General features: G+C 47.2%; 10 protein-coding genes. 3 read left to right on the top strand and 7 right to left on the bottom strand.

What is annotated here, in order from left to right; translation table 11 throughout:
* Positions 1-31: 31 nt before the first annotated feature.
* The 6 genes from BN1080_RS00715 to BN1080_RS00690 form a co-directional block, all read right to left on the bottom strand.
* Positions 32-904 (bottom strand): proline iminopeptidase-family hydrolase, encoded by an 873-nt coding sequence (locus BN1080_RS00715; protein WP_052649609.1) that lies wholly within the window; start codon positions 902-904, stop codon positions 32-34.
* Between the two features lie 138 nt (positions 905-1,042).
* Positions 1,043-2,116, bottom strand: a complete 1,074-nt coding sequence (locus BN1080_RS00710) for a branched-chain amino acid aminotransferase (RefSeq protein WP_052654285.1) — start codon at positions 2,114-2,116, stop codon at positions 1,043-1,045.
* 149 nt (positions 2,117-2,265) lie between these two features.
* The gene (locus BN1080_RS00705) at positions 2,266-2,880 is read right to left on the bottom strand and encodes an NUDIX hydrolase (protein ID WP_052649608.1); all 615 of its coding nucleotides are present in this window, start codon (positions 2,878-2,880) and stop codon (positions 2,266-2,268) included.
* A 9-nt stretch (positions 2,881-2,889) separates the two neighbouring features.
* Positions 2,890-6,054, bottom strand: a complete 3,165-nt coding sequence (locus BN1080_RS00700) for a DEAD/DEAH box helicase (RefSeq protein ID WP_052649607.1) — start codon at positions 6,052-6,054, stop codon at positions 2,890-2,892.
* 142 nt (positions 6,055-6,196) lie between these two features.
* Complete coding sequence (mnmH, locus tag BN1080_RS00695; RefSeq protein WP_052649606.1) at positions 6,197-7,258, bottom strand: tRNA 2-selenouridine(34) synthase MnmH; 1,062 nt, start codon at positions 7,256-7,258, stop codon at positions 6,197-6,199.
* 153 nt (positions 7,259-7,411) lie between these two features.
* Positions 7,412-7,891: an Lrp/AsnC family transcriptional regulator gene (locus BN1080_RS00690; RefSeq protein ID WP_052649605.1), complete on the bottom strand. Its 480-nt coding sequence runs from the start codon at positions 7,889-7,891 to the stop codon at positions 7,412-7,414.
* A 143-nt stretch (positions 7,892-8,034) separates the two neighbouring features.
* Here BN1080_RS00690 and BN1080_RS00685 point away from each other — a divergent pair, with 143 nt between their 5' ends.
* From BN1080_RS00685 to BN1080_RS00675, 3 genes are all read left to right on the top strand, one after another.
* A complete protein-coding gene (locus tag BN1080_RS00685) occupies positions 8,035-9,000 on the top strand; it encodes a DMT family transporter (RefSeq protein WP_110925535.1) in 966 nt (321 codons plus the stop codon).
* Between the two features lie 47 nt (positions 9,001-9,047).
* Positions 9,048-9,806, top strand: a complete 759-nt coding sequence (locus tag BN1080_RS00680; RefSeq protein ID WP_052654282.1) for a purine nucleoside phosphorylase YfiH/LACC1 family protein — start codon at positions 9,048-9,050, stop codon at positions 9,804-9,806.
* A 242-nt stretch (positions 9,807-10,048) separates the two neighbouring features.
* Entirely contained in the window at positions 10,049-11,623 is a 1,575-nt protein-coding gene (locus tag BN1080_RS00675) for an NlpC/P60 family protein (protein WP_052649603.1), read from the top strand.
* A 167-nt stretch (positions 11,624-11,790) separates the two neighbouring features.
* Here the strand turns inward: BN1080_RS00675 and BN1080_RS00670 are convergent, their stop codons facing one another.
* The gene (locus BN1080_RS00670) at positions 11,791-13,002 is read right to left on the bottom strand and encodes a cation:proton antiporter (RefSeq protein ID WP_324607167.1); all 1,212 of its coding nucleotides are present in this window, start codon (positions 13,000-13,002) and stop codon (positions 11,791-11,793) included.
* Between the last annotated feature and the right edge of the window lie 24 nt (positions 13,003-13,026).

Here is a 13,026-nt window from a genome sequence, read left to right as displayed (position 1 = left end):
TTCATTCTCAGAATGAAGGCAGATAAATCGCTTATTTTTCCTGTTGAACTAAAAATTCACGGATTTTTTTCATGTAGGCTTCGGGTTCTTCTACGCTTGGCATATGGGAGCTGTTTTCAAATACATGGAATTGGGCTTCCGGCACCAGGCTTGCATAATAGGCAGTGGCTTGCGGCGTGGCCTCGTCATAGCGGCCGCAAGTGAAAAGAGCCGGCATCTTCAATTCCTGAAGCCACTCTGACGCATCGTAATCTTTCAGGATTCCCGTCACCGTAAATTCAGAAGCGCCCCACATGAAATTGTAGATTTGCGGGTTCATGTTCTCCAATTCCTCGCTTACTTCAGGCGGCCATGGATCGAGCCGGCAAAGGTGGCGGTGGTAGAAGCTGTACATAGCCGCCTGATATTCAGGAGAATCGGTGGTATGCAGGCGTTCATTTTTTTCTACGGCTTCCTGCTGTTCCAAAGGAAGTTTCTTCAGGTGATTTCGCTGATCCTGTTCCCATCTTCGCGCTTGCAGTGCCGGCCCTGAAAAAATGGCGCTTTTTACGCCTTGCGGCTGTTTGGAAAGGTAGGCTGCCAAAAGCATCGTTCCCCATGAATGGCCAAGAATATGGACTTCTTCCAGCTCGAGCGCATTTCGGACCTGTTCCAGTTCTTCTACGTAGCGCTCCACCGTCCATAACTCCGTATTTCTCGGACGGCCTGAGTTGCCGCAGCCCAATTGATCGTATTGGATAATCGGACGCTCGTTGCCAAGTGCGCGAAGCGGATCCCGACTATTGCTTTTTCCGCCTGGCCCCCCGTGCAGCAGCAGGAGCGGTGTTCCCGGGCCCTTCCCCGTTATGCGGAACCAAACATTTCCGCCGTTAACGCGAATAAACCCTTCCGTTACGTCATCCATTTCTTCCCCTCCCTCTTTCAAGGTCACTTGTTTACTGATTCTCCAAGTGAGGGATAATTCCTTTATTTCGGTGTGCTTCAGAGAAGATGGCCTCATAGAAAAAAAGGCGCGCATCCATTGCAGGTGCGCACCTTTTCCCTATTTTACTTCCACGGTCCAGCCAAGCGGATCTTCTACTTTTCCTGTCTGGATGCCTGTGATCGTGTCGTATAATTTTTGGGACAATTCACCGATTTGGTGATTGTTGACGACCATTTTCTTCCCTTGCCAGTTCAGCTCGCCGACCGGCGAAATAACGGCTGCTGTTCCGGTGCCAAACACTTCTTCCAGCTGCCCCGCCTCATACGCTTCGTAAATTTCATTGACCGATACTTTCCGCTGCGCAACGGATATCCCCCAGGAACCCAGCAATTCGATGATCGATGTCCGGGTGATGCCGTTCAAGATGCTGCCATTGAGTGCGGGCGTAACGATTTCCCCGTTGATTTTGAAGAAAATGTTCATGCTGCCGACTTCCTCGATGTATTTCTTCTCAATTCCATCAAGCCATAGCACATCGGCGTTTCCGGCTTTTTTCGCATTTGCCTGGGCCTGATAGCCCGATGAGTAGTTCCCGGCTGTTTTGGCCATCCCTGTGCCGCCTTTTACCGCTCTCGTAAACTGATCTTCCACGTGGATGATGACTGGCGTCAGCCCTCCTGTAAAATACGATCCCACCGGTGAAAGGATGATCATCAGCTTGTAAGCTTTGGCGGGAGCTACGGCCAGATTTGCTTCTGTTGAAATGATGAACGGGCGGATGTATAACGAAGTGCCTTGTGTGGCAGGCACCCAATTCTTTTCAAGCTTGATCAGTTCTGTCAAATATTCAAGCATCGCTTTTTCGTCTACCGGCGGAATGCTTAAACGTTCACTTGATAAATTCAAGCGTTCAAAGTTCTTTTCCGGACGGAACAATAAGACGCGTCCATCTTCGGTGCGATAGGCTTTCATGCCTTCAAAAACGGTCTGGCCGTAATGGAAGATCATTGCTGCCGGATCCAAAGTGATCGGGCCATAAGGAACAATTTTCGGTTCATGCCACCCTTTTCCTTCCTCGTATTCCAGTGTGAACATGTGGTCCGTGAAGATGGTGCCAAACGGCACTTGGTCATGCAACGGCTTGTCTTTCTTATTTGTGCTTTCTACAACTTCCAATTGATATGTATTCACCATTGTGCGGCACTCCTCTCGCTTAAGCAATATAATTACAGGTATTTGAATAATTATACATTCTCTTCGTCGAATTTCAAGCTTCTTTTATTCAATTAGTGAAAATTAAGAAAAAAGACCCGAGCTGTTTTTCCATAAAAAAAGACCATTCAGCGAATGATCTCTACAAAATGCGCCAATATACGGGCCGTGAGCCCCCAAATCACCTTGTCTTCGTATAAATAGAAATACTCCTCCATCTGCCTTGGCTGAAAGCTGTAATCTTGCCCGCCTTCAATCAAATCGTAAGGGAAATTTTCTTCTGGCTGTATATTAAAATTCATGTAATAGATTTCCGGCGGGGTTTCTAAGAAAAAAGACAGCGGCACACTAAAGAGGCTATCGACTTCAGAAGGATTGGGTTTAAATTTCGCTTCTGGATCAATGGTGCCCGCAAAAGCATAGAGGATCATGCCGAATGGCGAAACCATATAATCAAGCGGATACACAGCGGAAATTTCTTCCGAACGGATACCTAATTCTTCCCGTGTTTCCCGAAGGGCCGCAGCTTGCGGGTTTGCATCTGCCGCATCGATCCGGCCGCCCGGGAAACAGATTTCCCCTGGCTGCCTCCGCAATGTATGGGCACGGACTTCAAAAACAATGTGGATTTCCCCATCCCGCTCCAACAGCGGCAACAGGATCGCGTATTTTGAGAAATCCTTGCTGCCGAGCACTGTGGGTTTATGCGCTTTTATTTTTTCAAGTATTTTTTCCGGTTCCATACCTTCACCTCATTCAATCATCAAGATTTCCCGGATGTCTTCTTCGGTCAACGCCGTCAGCGCTTCGCTGCCAGGTTGGATGACTTCATCAATCAGGCTCTTCTTTTTCTCTTGAAGTTCGTTGATTTTATCTTCAATTGTTCCTTTGGCCACCATGCGAATCACCTGCACCGTATTTTGCTGCCCCATTCGGTGGGCGCGGTCTGTCGCTTGCTGCTCCACCGCAGGGTTCCACCAAAGATCATACAAAATCACCGTATCGGCCCCTGTCAGATTCAACCCCGTACCTCCTGCTTTCAATGAAATCAAGAAAAGATCGCCTTCTCCTTCATTAAAGCGGTCGCAAAGCGCTACGCGTTCTGCTGCAGGCGTCTGTCCATCCAAATAGAAGTACGGTTGGCCTTGGCGTGCAAGCTGCCGGCCAATGAGCCCCAGCATTTGGGTGAACTGCGAGAAAATGAGCACCCTGCGGCCCGATAACCGGCTTTCTTCAAGGATTTCAAGCAACTGCTCGAATTTCGCAGAACTTCCCGTGTACCCTTCTACAAACAGCGCAGGATGGCAGCAGATTTGGCGAAGCCTTGTGAGCCCGGCCAGAATCCGGATTTTGTTTTTCTTCAGGCTGCCTTTCGCAAGATGCTTCAACGCGTCGTGCTTCAGTTCAGCCAAATAAGCCGCATAGATTTTTTTCTGTTCCTTTTGAAGATCGGAATACTGCATCGTTTCTATTTTCTCCGGCAGCTCGGTCAATACCTCTTTTTTCAAGCGGCGGAGGATGAATGGGCGTACCCTTTTCGCAATGTCATCGCGCCTGAGCTCACTGAACGCCCTTCTGCCCGGAAGCAGCTCCGGAAAGACGACATGGAAAATCGACCACAATTCATCGATGGAGTTTTCTATTGGTGTTCCCGTTAATGCGAATTTATAATCCGCTTGGATCGACTTCAGCGACCGGGCAGTTTTCGTGAGTGGATTTTTGAACGCCTGGGCTTCATCCAGGAACAGGCTATGAAAAATTTTCCCGCTGTAAAAAGCGGCGTCCGAACGGAGCGACGGGTACGACGTGATGAAGACATCCACCTCTCCCGAACTTTCGAGCCGGGCTTTTCGTTTGGCTTTTGGCCCGTCGATGATGCGGACGTTCAGCTGCGGTGCGAACTTTTTCATTTCGTTTAGCCAATTGTAGATGAGCGATGCCGGTGAAACGACGAGCACCGGCCGTTTATGGGCACGGATTTCCGGCAGCACCGACACGATATATGCAATACTCTGCAAAGTTTTTCCGAGCCCCATGTCATCTGCCAAAATTCCGCCGAACTGATATTTCGCCAGCAGCTTCAGCCATCTGTAGCCAGCTTTCTGATAGTCCCGCATCGTACTTTCCAAACTTTCCGGAATCTCTGCTGCATGTTCAAGCGGTTGGTTCAAGTTCTTCAGGAGCCTTGCAAAATTTTCTCCCGGCTCAATCACTTGGCCGTCTTCCACCACGTCCAGCATTTTCATCGCCTGCAGCAGCGGAATCCGGAATTCCTGCTCATCCAACTGCTGCGCCGTCAGTTCAAGTTCATTCATAAAATCGTTGAAGGCTATAAAATCCGGTGTTTCCAGCGACAGCAGCTGGCCATTCGGAATCCGGTAATATTTCCGTTTATGCTCAAGCGCTTTTAGGAGCTTTTGGATTTCTTTTTCGGGAATTCCCTGCAAATCGAAACGGAATTCAAGCCAGTCCGTCCGTTCTCCGAAGTCCATTTTGATTTTCGGTCCGATATACCCGGTATGGAGGCGCATCTTTACCGAAGTGGTGGCATAGACCTCCACAACTTCCTCGAATTTCGGGATCCAATGATAAAGGAAATCGTATTCTGCCTCTTCGTTATGGATATAAAACCCGCCGTCTGTCTGGTTGAACAGGCTATCATGCATCATCTGCAGGATGCGCTGCTCTTCTGCGATGTGCCGGCGAAGCCCTGGATAGTGTTGGAGCCCCGCTTCTTCTTCTTCACATGGATTGATGACCAGTTGGCCATAATGAAATTCAAGCCCCGCGAGAAGCCGGTTGCTGACACGGTCCAGGAATAATTTTGCCCGAAGCGGCACTTCGCCTAAACTTATGGCTACGCCGTCATCCATTTTCACATGTCCAAGCTTCAGCAGCCCTGGGATGGCCGTTTTCATGAAATGCTCCATCTGGCTTGCCGGAATCGTCAGGCGCGGTTCCCCCGCCAGTTCCAGCAGATTCTTCAATTCTACCAGCTGCTTGCAGCTTTCTTCAGGCAGCGGCACAAGCTCTCCATCTGCAAATGCATAGCCGTAAGCACTTAATACTGAGACGCCATTCAGGCCTTTTGCCTCCAAAATATAGCTGCCCGACGGCCCTTCTTCCACTTCAAACCGGACAGGGAGCCGGTCTGCCAACCGCAGCCCCTTATAGAATTGATTTCCTTGTTGGATGCTGGCATGTGGCGCTTGCTGCAATAGCGGAAGAAGCTGCTGCCAGTCCGACACAGAAACTAAAAGCATGCTTTCCTGGTCCATCCGCAGGCTCGGGATGCGGGCGCTCTTAATAAGGAGCTGAAGGACGGCATCGGTTTCACGGTTGAAATTATGCCGTTCCGGATTATAGGTAAAATCGCTGGCGATTTCCGCCGGTTCTTTCCGTTCGATATTCTTCAAAAAAGCTAAAATATTTGAGACAGGATGCCGTTCGCTGATTCCTGCTTCCAGGCGAAGACCCATTCCATATTCCGAGTTTTCCAGCAAAAAAGGAAAACAGATAAATTCCACGGCCACTGTCTGGCGCGTATCAAAATGAAGCTGTTTGCCCGCAGGACGGCCGGCAGGACTGCTGAACAAGCTCAGCATTTGGTCAGAGAGCGGACTGTCCGCCGCCTGAACAGCTTTTGCCGCAAGCAGGGCCGCTGCAATATGCTGGCAATGGGTTTTGATAAAACCAAGCGGCGGGCAGCTGCATTCCGCCATAAGCTGGCTGCCTTCTCCGTGGCGAATCAAGACAGTGAAATCTTCCCCTGCTTTTACCGTAGCACGAATTGCGGCTTCTTCTTTTGGAGCCGCATGCAGCAGCACTTTATTCGCTTCATAATAGGCTTTTCCTTTTTTATAAGCGGCGATTCCGCACAGTTCTTTAATCATCTGTTCACTTAATGCGAATTTCATTCAGCCATCCTTTCCTAGCTTTCAGCCAAGCTATCGTTCTTGTCTTTTCACCCTACCACCCGCTCCCCGAAGGGTCAAAATTTCCGGCGGCAGCTAAAGAAAACAAAACCAGCTCGAGTGTGAAGAGCTGGCTTTGGGAGAATTATGATTTTATTGGGCTGGACAGTTTGCCTTCAGGTTCAGGCAATTGCCCTTTGACCGCTTGAATGGCTTCTTCAAGATTTTTGACGTCCAAATGCAGTTTTTGGGAATCCGGATATTGCAGGCCGGTGTGCTTGTACCGGGAATCGTAGTAATACTCCAGCAGCAGCCGAATCGCAGACTCAAAATTCCCTGTTTGGAGATCTTCTTCAATTTTTTTCGCAACCGGCACGTGGATGCGCGACTGGATGCGGTGGAAAGCTTCCAGGCATTCCGCTTGGTATTTCGAAGGATTGTAATCTTCCATGATTTCTTTGATGCGCTCTTCCATCGGCAAATCGATGATCAAATGAAGGCTGTCGTTTTTCAGTTCGCTGAGAAACGGCGGAATGACGACTCGGCCAATCCGCGTGCTTTCCGCTTCAAAAATAATATAGGGTGAACTTTTAAGTTCCATCAACCGTTCATTCAATAACGCATCAAACGTTTTCTGATTGTGCGGCTCCAGGCCGATCTGGCCGAAGATTGAGCCTTTATGATTGGCCATCCCTTCGAAATCGATCACCGGATAGCCTTCTTTTTCAAGGGCTTTCAAAATCCGGGTTTTGCCCGTTCCGGTCAACCCGTTTAGCACAATCGCTTTTTGGGGAGCTTCTATGTGCTCCAACTGATCGATTGTCCATTTTCGGTAAGCTCGAATGCCTTCTTCCAGCCGGCTGACGTGGACATCCATCAAACTGAGAAGCGTAGCTGTCGTCTTGCTGCGCATGCCTCCGCGCCAGCAAAAGACTGTTTTATCGCCTTCCACTTCTTTGAACTGGCGGACAAAATTCGGCAATTTGGCAGAAATGATTTCAAGGCCCCGCTCTTTCGCCGCTTGGACGCTTACTTGTTTATAAAGTGTACCGATTTCTGCCCGTTCCGCATCATCGAAAAAGGGAATATTGATGCTTCCCGGAATCGTGAAACTTTTATATTCAGACGGCGACCTCACATCGATCAGCGTCATTTCATTTTTTCGATTGCCGGACATTAACTCTTCTACTCGGATATTGCTGAACATTTTTTCCTCCAAAAGCATTGCTGCGAGCTTTCGCTTGCTTAGCGCTTTATAGTACCGGGGAGTTCCCCTGATTTTACTGGCTTAAGGTTCTTTAATTTGGACTTTCCTTTATTAAGTATACACCCATTTTGGAACAATTTGGACTGAGAGGCATCAAGTTTCCATGATTGGCAGCACCGTTGAATATTTGACTTCTCTAAGCGCAAGGCTGGTTTGAATCTTGGTGATCCCCAGTTTATTCAGCTTGCGGATGAAATCCTGCAGGTCTTTCCGATTTTTATTGGCCACTTTCAGCAAGTAATCATACTCCCCCGTCAGGCACTGGCATTCCAGCACTTCCGGCATCTCCACTAATGCCCGTTCCAGCCGGTTCAGTTCTTCCGCCTGATGGATATCCGTACTGATGAAAATGTAGCACAGCAAATCGAAGCCGAGCTTTTCCTGGTTGAGGATGGCCACTTGCCGAATGATGTAGCCTTCCGATTCCAGGCGCTTGATGCGGGAATGGACAGCGGGCGGCGACAAATTCACTTGTTTGGCAATTTCCGTATTGCTGAGCTGTGCTTCTTTCTGCAAAATATCCAAAATGTGCACATCGGTTTGGTCGAGCACTTTGTTGACAATCGATTCCATCGTTTTCGCCCCTTTTCATTTATTCCATCGAGCCAGCCATTTCTGCACTCTCACAGAATAAAATAAATAATTTAATTGAAATAATTTATTTTATTTTAAATATATCAAAATTTGCAGAATAATATACGGAAAAATCTTTAAGAATGATAAAATTATTCATTATCGATTCGAAAGAAGGGCTGAAGATGCGCAATTTGTATTTCCTCTTACTGTTGTTGACGAGCTTTTTATGGGCCGGCAATTTTATCGTCGGAAAATGGCTTGTTGGCCATGCTTCTCCTATGACATTAACCAGCCTTCGCTGGATGATTGCAGTCCTCTGCCTTCTGCCTTTAGTGTGGGTGACAGAGAAAAAGATCAAACCTTCGCGGAAAGCGATCGTTCCATTGGCTTTAATGGGGATTACAGGCGTAGCTTTTTTTAACATTCTCCAATTCCTTGCTTTGGAGCAGACTTCCGCTTCTAACGTAGGGTTGATTTCCACTTTGAATATGCTTTCCATCGCCTTGTTTTCAGTGATCTTTTTGAAGGAGCGCCTTAACCCCTTTCAGATGGCGGCAATGGCTTTCTCCTTTTTCGGCGTTCTTCTTGTCCTGACCAAAGGCCAGCTGAACTTGCTTCTGTCGCTGCAGTTCAATAAAGGCGATTTGTATATGCTCGCTGCTGTCGGCATTTGGGGCATCTATTCGGTTCTCAGCAAATGGGCCATGGCCTATACTTCTGCTGCCATGGCCACTTTGTATTCCGGAATTTTCGGGCTCGCTTTTCTTTTGCCGTTCAATGCTGCAGATTTTGCCATTACAAATATCAATGCTTCTTTTGTCTATTCCATTCTTTACACCGGCGTCATTTCAACTGTTCTTTGTTTTGTGTTATGGAATTTAGGCGTCCAAAAACTCGGTGCGACCACATCCGGCCTTTTCTTGAATTTCAATCCGGTCTTTACAGCCATTCTGGCCTTTTTCGTACTCGGTGAAAAGATGACAGGGATTCAAATTCTCGGAAGCTTGATCGTCATTAGCGGCTGTTATTTCTTCAGCTATTTCAAAACCCGAAAACTCATTGCTCAGAAGGTCATCCCGGCAAACTTGCAAAGCTCGAAGGTCTAACTACACAGAACCGAAGATTTCCGCTATATTGGAAGCGGGTGATGAAGATGAAAAAGAAAATGTATGGAAATAATGAAGCGTTTCTTGTTGGAATGACGTTTAAAGATCCAACAGAAGCGGAGCAGCATAATATGGCACTGCATGCTTGCGAGAATCCTTCGGTTATTGTGGAAAACCGCAAAATATTGGCGGCCGGCCTCGGCTATTCTTTAGAAGATTTTGTGGCGGCCGAACAGACGCATAGCGCAAATTTCCACCGGGTTGAAATGGCCGATAAAGGACGCGGCGCTGACACAATGGCTACTGCCATCAAAGATACCGATGCGCTGTATACGTTTGAACCGGACATCGTCTTAAGCTGTTTTGCCGCTGACTGCGTGCCGGTCCTTTTCTATGATGAAATCTCAGGCGTTGCCGGTGCTGTCCATTCCGGCTGGCAAGGCACAACGAAGGAAATTTCCCTCAAACTTTTCGAACATTTGAAGCTAAACGAAAAATGCAATCCGGTTAATTTCCATGTGCAAATCGGCGCTGCCCTCAGCCAGGAGAAATTTGAAGTCGACGAAGATGTTTTCTTGAAATTCAAAGACTTGGGCTACGCCGAAGAGTTTATTAGCTATAACGCTGAAACGCGCAAATACCATATCGACAATCAATTAGTGGTTAAAAAACAATGTGAACTGGCCGGTATTCCGGCGAGCCAAATCACCATTGACCGGACTTGTACATTTCAGGATCCCGCCGGCTTCTCGTACCGCGAAAACAAAAAAAGCGGCCGCCATATGGGCTTTATTGTGAAAAAATAAATGCATGAAAAGCAGTACAAAGGAAGCGGCTCGGCTGATTGGGGCTTCTGCTTCTTTCTCCCCCCTATCGATTTATTTCATCTGCATGCTAAAAGAGGTGTCCCAAGAGCGTTTCGGGACACCTCTTTTTTATTTTTCACTTACTCCAATTATAAACTAATATTTCTAAATATTTAGTCTTATATTTTGTTTCTTTATCAGGTATAGTTAACATAAAATTACAGATTAAAAGGGGAAATTACATGAAAAGAAAATTGCTGGTGGTGTTAATTGCATTTTTCATGCTGTTAACGCCGTTTCACGTTGCCTTGGCCGCTCCTGTTTTCAAAGACGTTCCGGACCCCTACAAATTTAAAGCGGAGTTTGATTATTTAGTGAAACAAGGAATTTTGACCGCAGATCCGGCGGTAGAATTTGGTGTGGATCAAGAAATTACCCGCATTGAAGCGGTTAGCATCTTGATCCAGGCTTTAAAGCTCGACACCAACAACCGGCCGGCTCCCGTCTTCACCGATGTGAAAGCAGCCGACCCGAATTTCCCGCTCATTGCCACCATCGTTGACGAGAAAATTATGGTTGGAAATGGCAAAGGCCAATTCAACCCTTATGAAAAACTGACACGCGCCCAAATGGCCACCGTTCTGGTAAAAGCCTTTAAACTATCCGGCAAAACCACCACCGTGTTCAAAGACGTTTCCCCTAGTTCAGCGGCTTACGGCGCGATTCAAATCTTGATGGCCAATAAAATCACAGCGGGCTACAACGATTACACGTTCAAGCCTTATACGTATTTAACCAAATCGCATTTTGCCGTATTCATTGCACGAATCCTGAATCCGGCATTCCGGGCAGATCCAAAGCCGCCTGCTCCAGCGCCAGCCCCGCCGGCTTCCTGTGAAAAGCCGAGCAAAACTGCCAGCTATAAAGTGAATGTGGCTGTCACAAATATGTGGAAGAACCCGAACAAAACCCGCGCCGTCGACAAGCCTTCCCTGTCAAAGCCGGTTGACATGAAAAAATGGATCAATGGCATGACGTTGAACGAAAAGAAATGGCTCGTCGAAAAAACCGATACCCAAGCGGTGTTCGGCGAAGACGTCAGTTTGCTCACAACCGGCAGCAACTGGGTTGAAATTGCAGCGAACGATCAGTACGTCCCTTACCAGAAAGAAGGCTATCCGGGCTGGGTGCCGAAATCCCATATCGCAAAAGTGACAAAAGACTATTCGGACTGCGCAATTGCCATCGTTACGGCAAAACTTGCACCGCTGTACAATACAAGCGACCAAAAACAGTTCATGGAAATCAGCTATTCGACCATCTTGCCGGTCATTAAATCGGACAGCAAATGGTACCATGTACAAACACCGGCTAATGGCATCAAACTTCTGCGGAAAGCGGATGCCAAATCATATAAGAATGATAAAGCCGTTCCAAAACCGTCTCAGGCCAACATCGTTAATGAAGCGAAAAGGTTCCTGGACCTCCCCTATTTATGGGCTGGCACTTCCGCGTACGGCTTTGATTGTTCCGGAATCATCTATGCGGTATACAAAAACTTCGGAATCACGATTCCGCGCGATTCGTTCTACCAGGCAACGAAAGGAACAGCCGTAGCGAAAAAAGATCTGCAGCCTGGCGATTTGGTGTTCTTCGCCTATAACGGCGGAAGAGGAAAAGTCTATCATGTGGGGCTCTACATCGGTTCAGGCAAAATGCTCCATGCGCCGAATGCATCTTCCAAAGTGCGAATCGAGGCATTAAATTCCGGGGTTTATTTGAAAAACTATTCAGGAGCCCGAAGATATTTGAAATAAAAATAAACCCCCACGCCAAAGGCATGGGGGTTTTCGATAGTTTGCGGCGTATCAAGCCACGCTCCACAACGTGCTCCATAAGGAATGCTTGTCCGTCTTACGCAAACGAGCTCATCGCGTCTTTAACAATAGAGCATCGCGGAAAGGGTGTCAATGCTTTTAGCTTCTCATTTGTCTTGTTTATTGATGAACTTGGTTAAAGGATAGACCCCAACGCTTTGAATCACAAGCGACAAAAGAATGACGGCAAAAGCCAGCGACACCAATAAATCATCTTTTCCTCCCACTTCATTTTCTAGCCACAGCAACAATGCAACCGACATGGCTCCTTTAATGCCCGACCAGGTAATCAATGAAGTCGTGGAAAAATCGTTTGCAAATTCCTTTCTCCAAGCAGGAACGCCGTAAACGAACCCGCCAAGAACAAGGAACCTGGCCAAAATAGACAAAACAAAAATCCCAAGAGCCAGCCCCCATTCCGAAAATGCCAAGTATTCAGCACCTTGGATTCCGATCAAGAGAAACAGCAATCCTAAAAGTGTCGGGTTGAGAATATCCCAAAAACCGTCCAGCGACTGCTGAATATGATTCTCTTTAATATTTTTGCCGAATTCAAACGCAAGCATGATTCCGGCTGCTACGGTTGCGAGGACTCCGGAAACCCCAAGCGCTTCCGCCATGTAAAAACCGCCATAAGCAATAATCACTGTAAGCATGACATGATAATGCCGATTTTTTGTATAATGGATAATTTTGCTCATGAGCCAGCCAAGAAAACAGCCGATAGCAATGCCGCCTATCGAGACCAGCAAAAATTCGGAAATAAATTTCCCTGCAGAAAAGCCGCTATCTGTCTGGAACATGGCAAGGAAAATTGTAAAAATGACGACGCTTGTTCCATCATTGACCATCGATTCCCCTTCCACTATATCCGCAATTTTTTCTTCTCCTTTGCTTTGCTTCAAGATGGAAGTAATCGAAACCGGATCTGTCGGGACCAGAATCGCAGCCAAGAGAAATGCTGCCGTCATTGAAACGGAAGTGGACCATGCACTGATCCAATAAATGCCGAGCCCAAGCAGCACAGCTGTTGCCATCAGACCCAATGTACTGAGTACCGCAATGATGCCTGCATTTTGCTTCAGCTGCTTTAAAGGAAATTGATATGCCGATGTGAACAAGATAGCAGGCAAAAAAACTGTAAAAATAATATCTTTCGTAATATGGAGATTTGTAAAAAAAGGGACAAACGACAAGCCAATTCCAATCAGCACCAGAACTACCGGAACTGGAAAGTAATTCTTTTTGATGTCGATCGTATAAATAATATACCCAATCAATAAGAGCAATAAGATTTGATGAGCCAGCAAACCATCCACCCCTTTCAAATTTTCTATACCGCC

Origin of the sequence: Planococcus massiliensis, from assembly GCF_000821325.1 — a bacterium.
Lineage (GTDB): Bacteria > Bacillota > Bacilli > Bacillales_A > Planococcaceae > Planococcus > Planococcus ruber.
Note: the sequence above shows the minus strand (reverse complement) of the source record. Positions and strands in the feature narration are given on the sequence as shown.

Bases quoted from the DNA above. Each gene is read 5' to 3' on its own strand.
- BN1080_RS00715 (WP_052649609.1), bottom strand. From the start codon at position 904: ATGGATGACGTAACGGAAGGGTTTATTCGCGTTAACGGCGGAAATGTT.
- BN1080_RS00705 (WP_052649608.1), bottom strand. From the start codon at position 2,880: ATGGAACCGGAAAAAATACTTGAAAAAATAAAAGCGCATAAACCCACA.
- BN1080_RS00700 (WP_052649607.1), bottom strand. From the start codon at position 6,054: ATGAAATTCGCATTAAGTGAACAGATGATTAAAGAACTGTGCGGAATC.
- mnmH (WP_052649606.1), bottom strand. From the start codon at position 7,258: ATGTTCAGCAATATCCGAGTAGAAGAGTTAATGTCCGGCAATCGAAAA.
- BN1080_RS00690 (WP_052649605.1), bottom strand. From the start codon at position 7,891: ATGGAATCGATTGTCAACAAAGTGCTCGACCAAACCGATGTGCACATT.
- BN1080_RS00685 (WP_110925535.1), top strand. From the start codon at position 8,035: ATGATAAAATTATTCATTATCGATTCGAAAGAAGGGCTGAAGATGCGC.
- BN1080_RS00680 (WP_052654282.1), top strand. From the start codon at position 9,048: ATGAAAAAGAAAATGTATGGAAATAATGAAGCGTTTCTTGTTGGAATG.
- BN1080_RS00675 (WP_052649603.1), top strand. From the start codon at position 10,049: ATGAAAAGAAAATTGCTGGTGGTGTTAATTGCATTTTTCATGCTGTTA.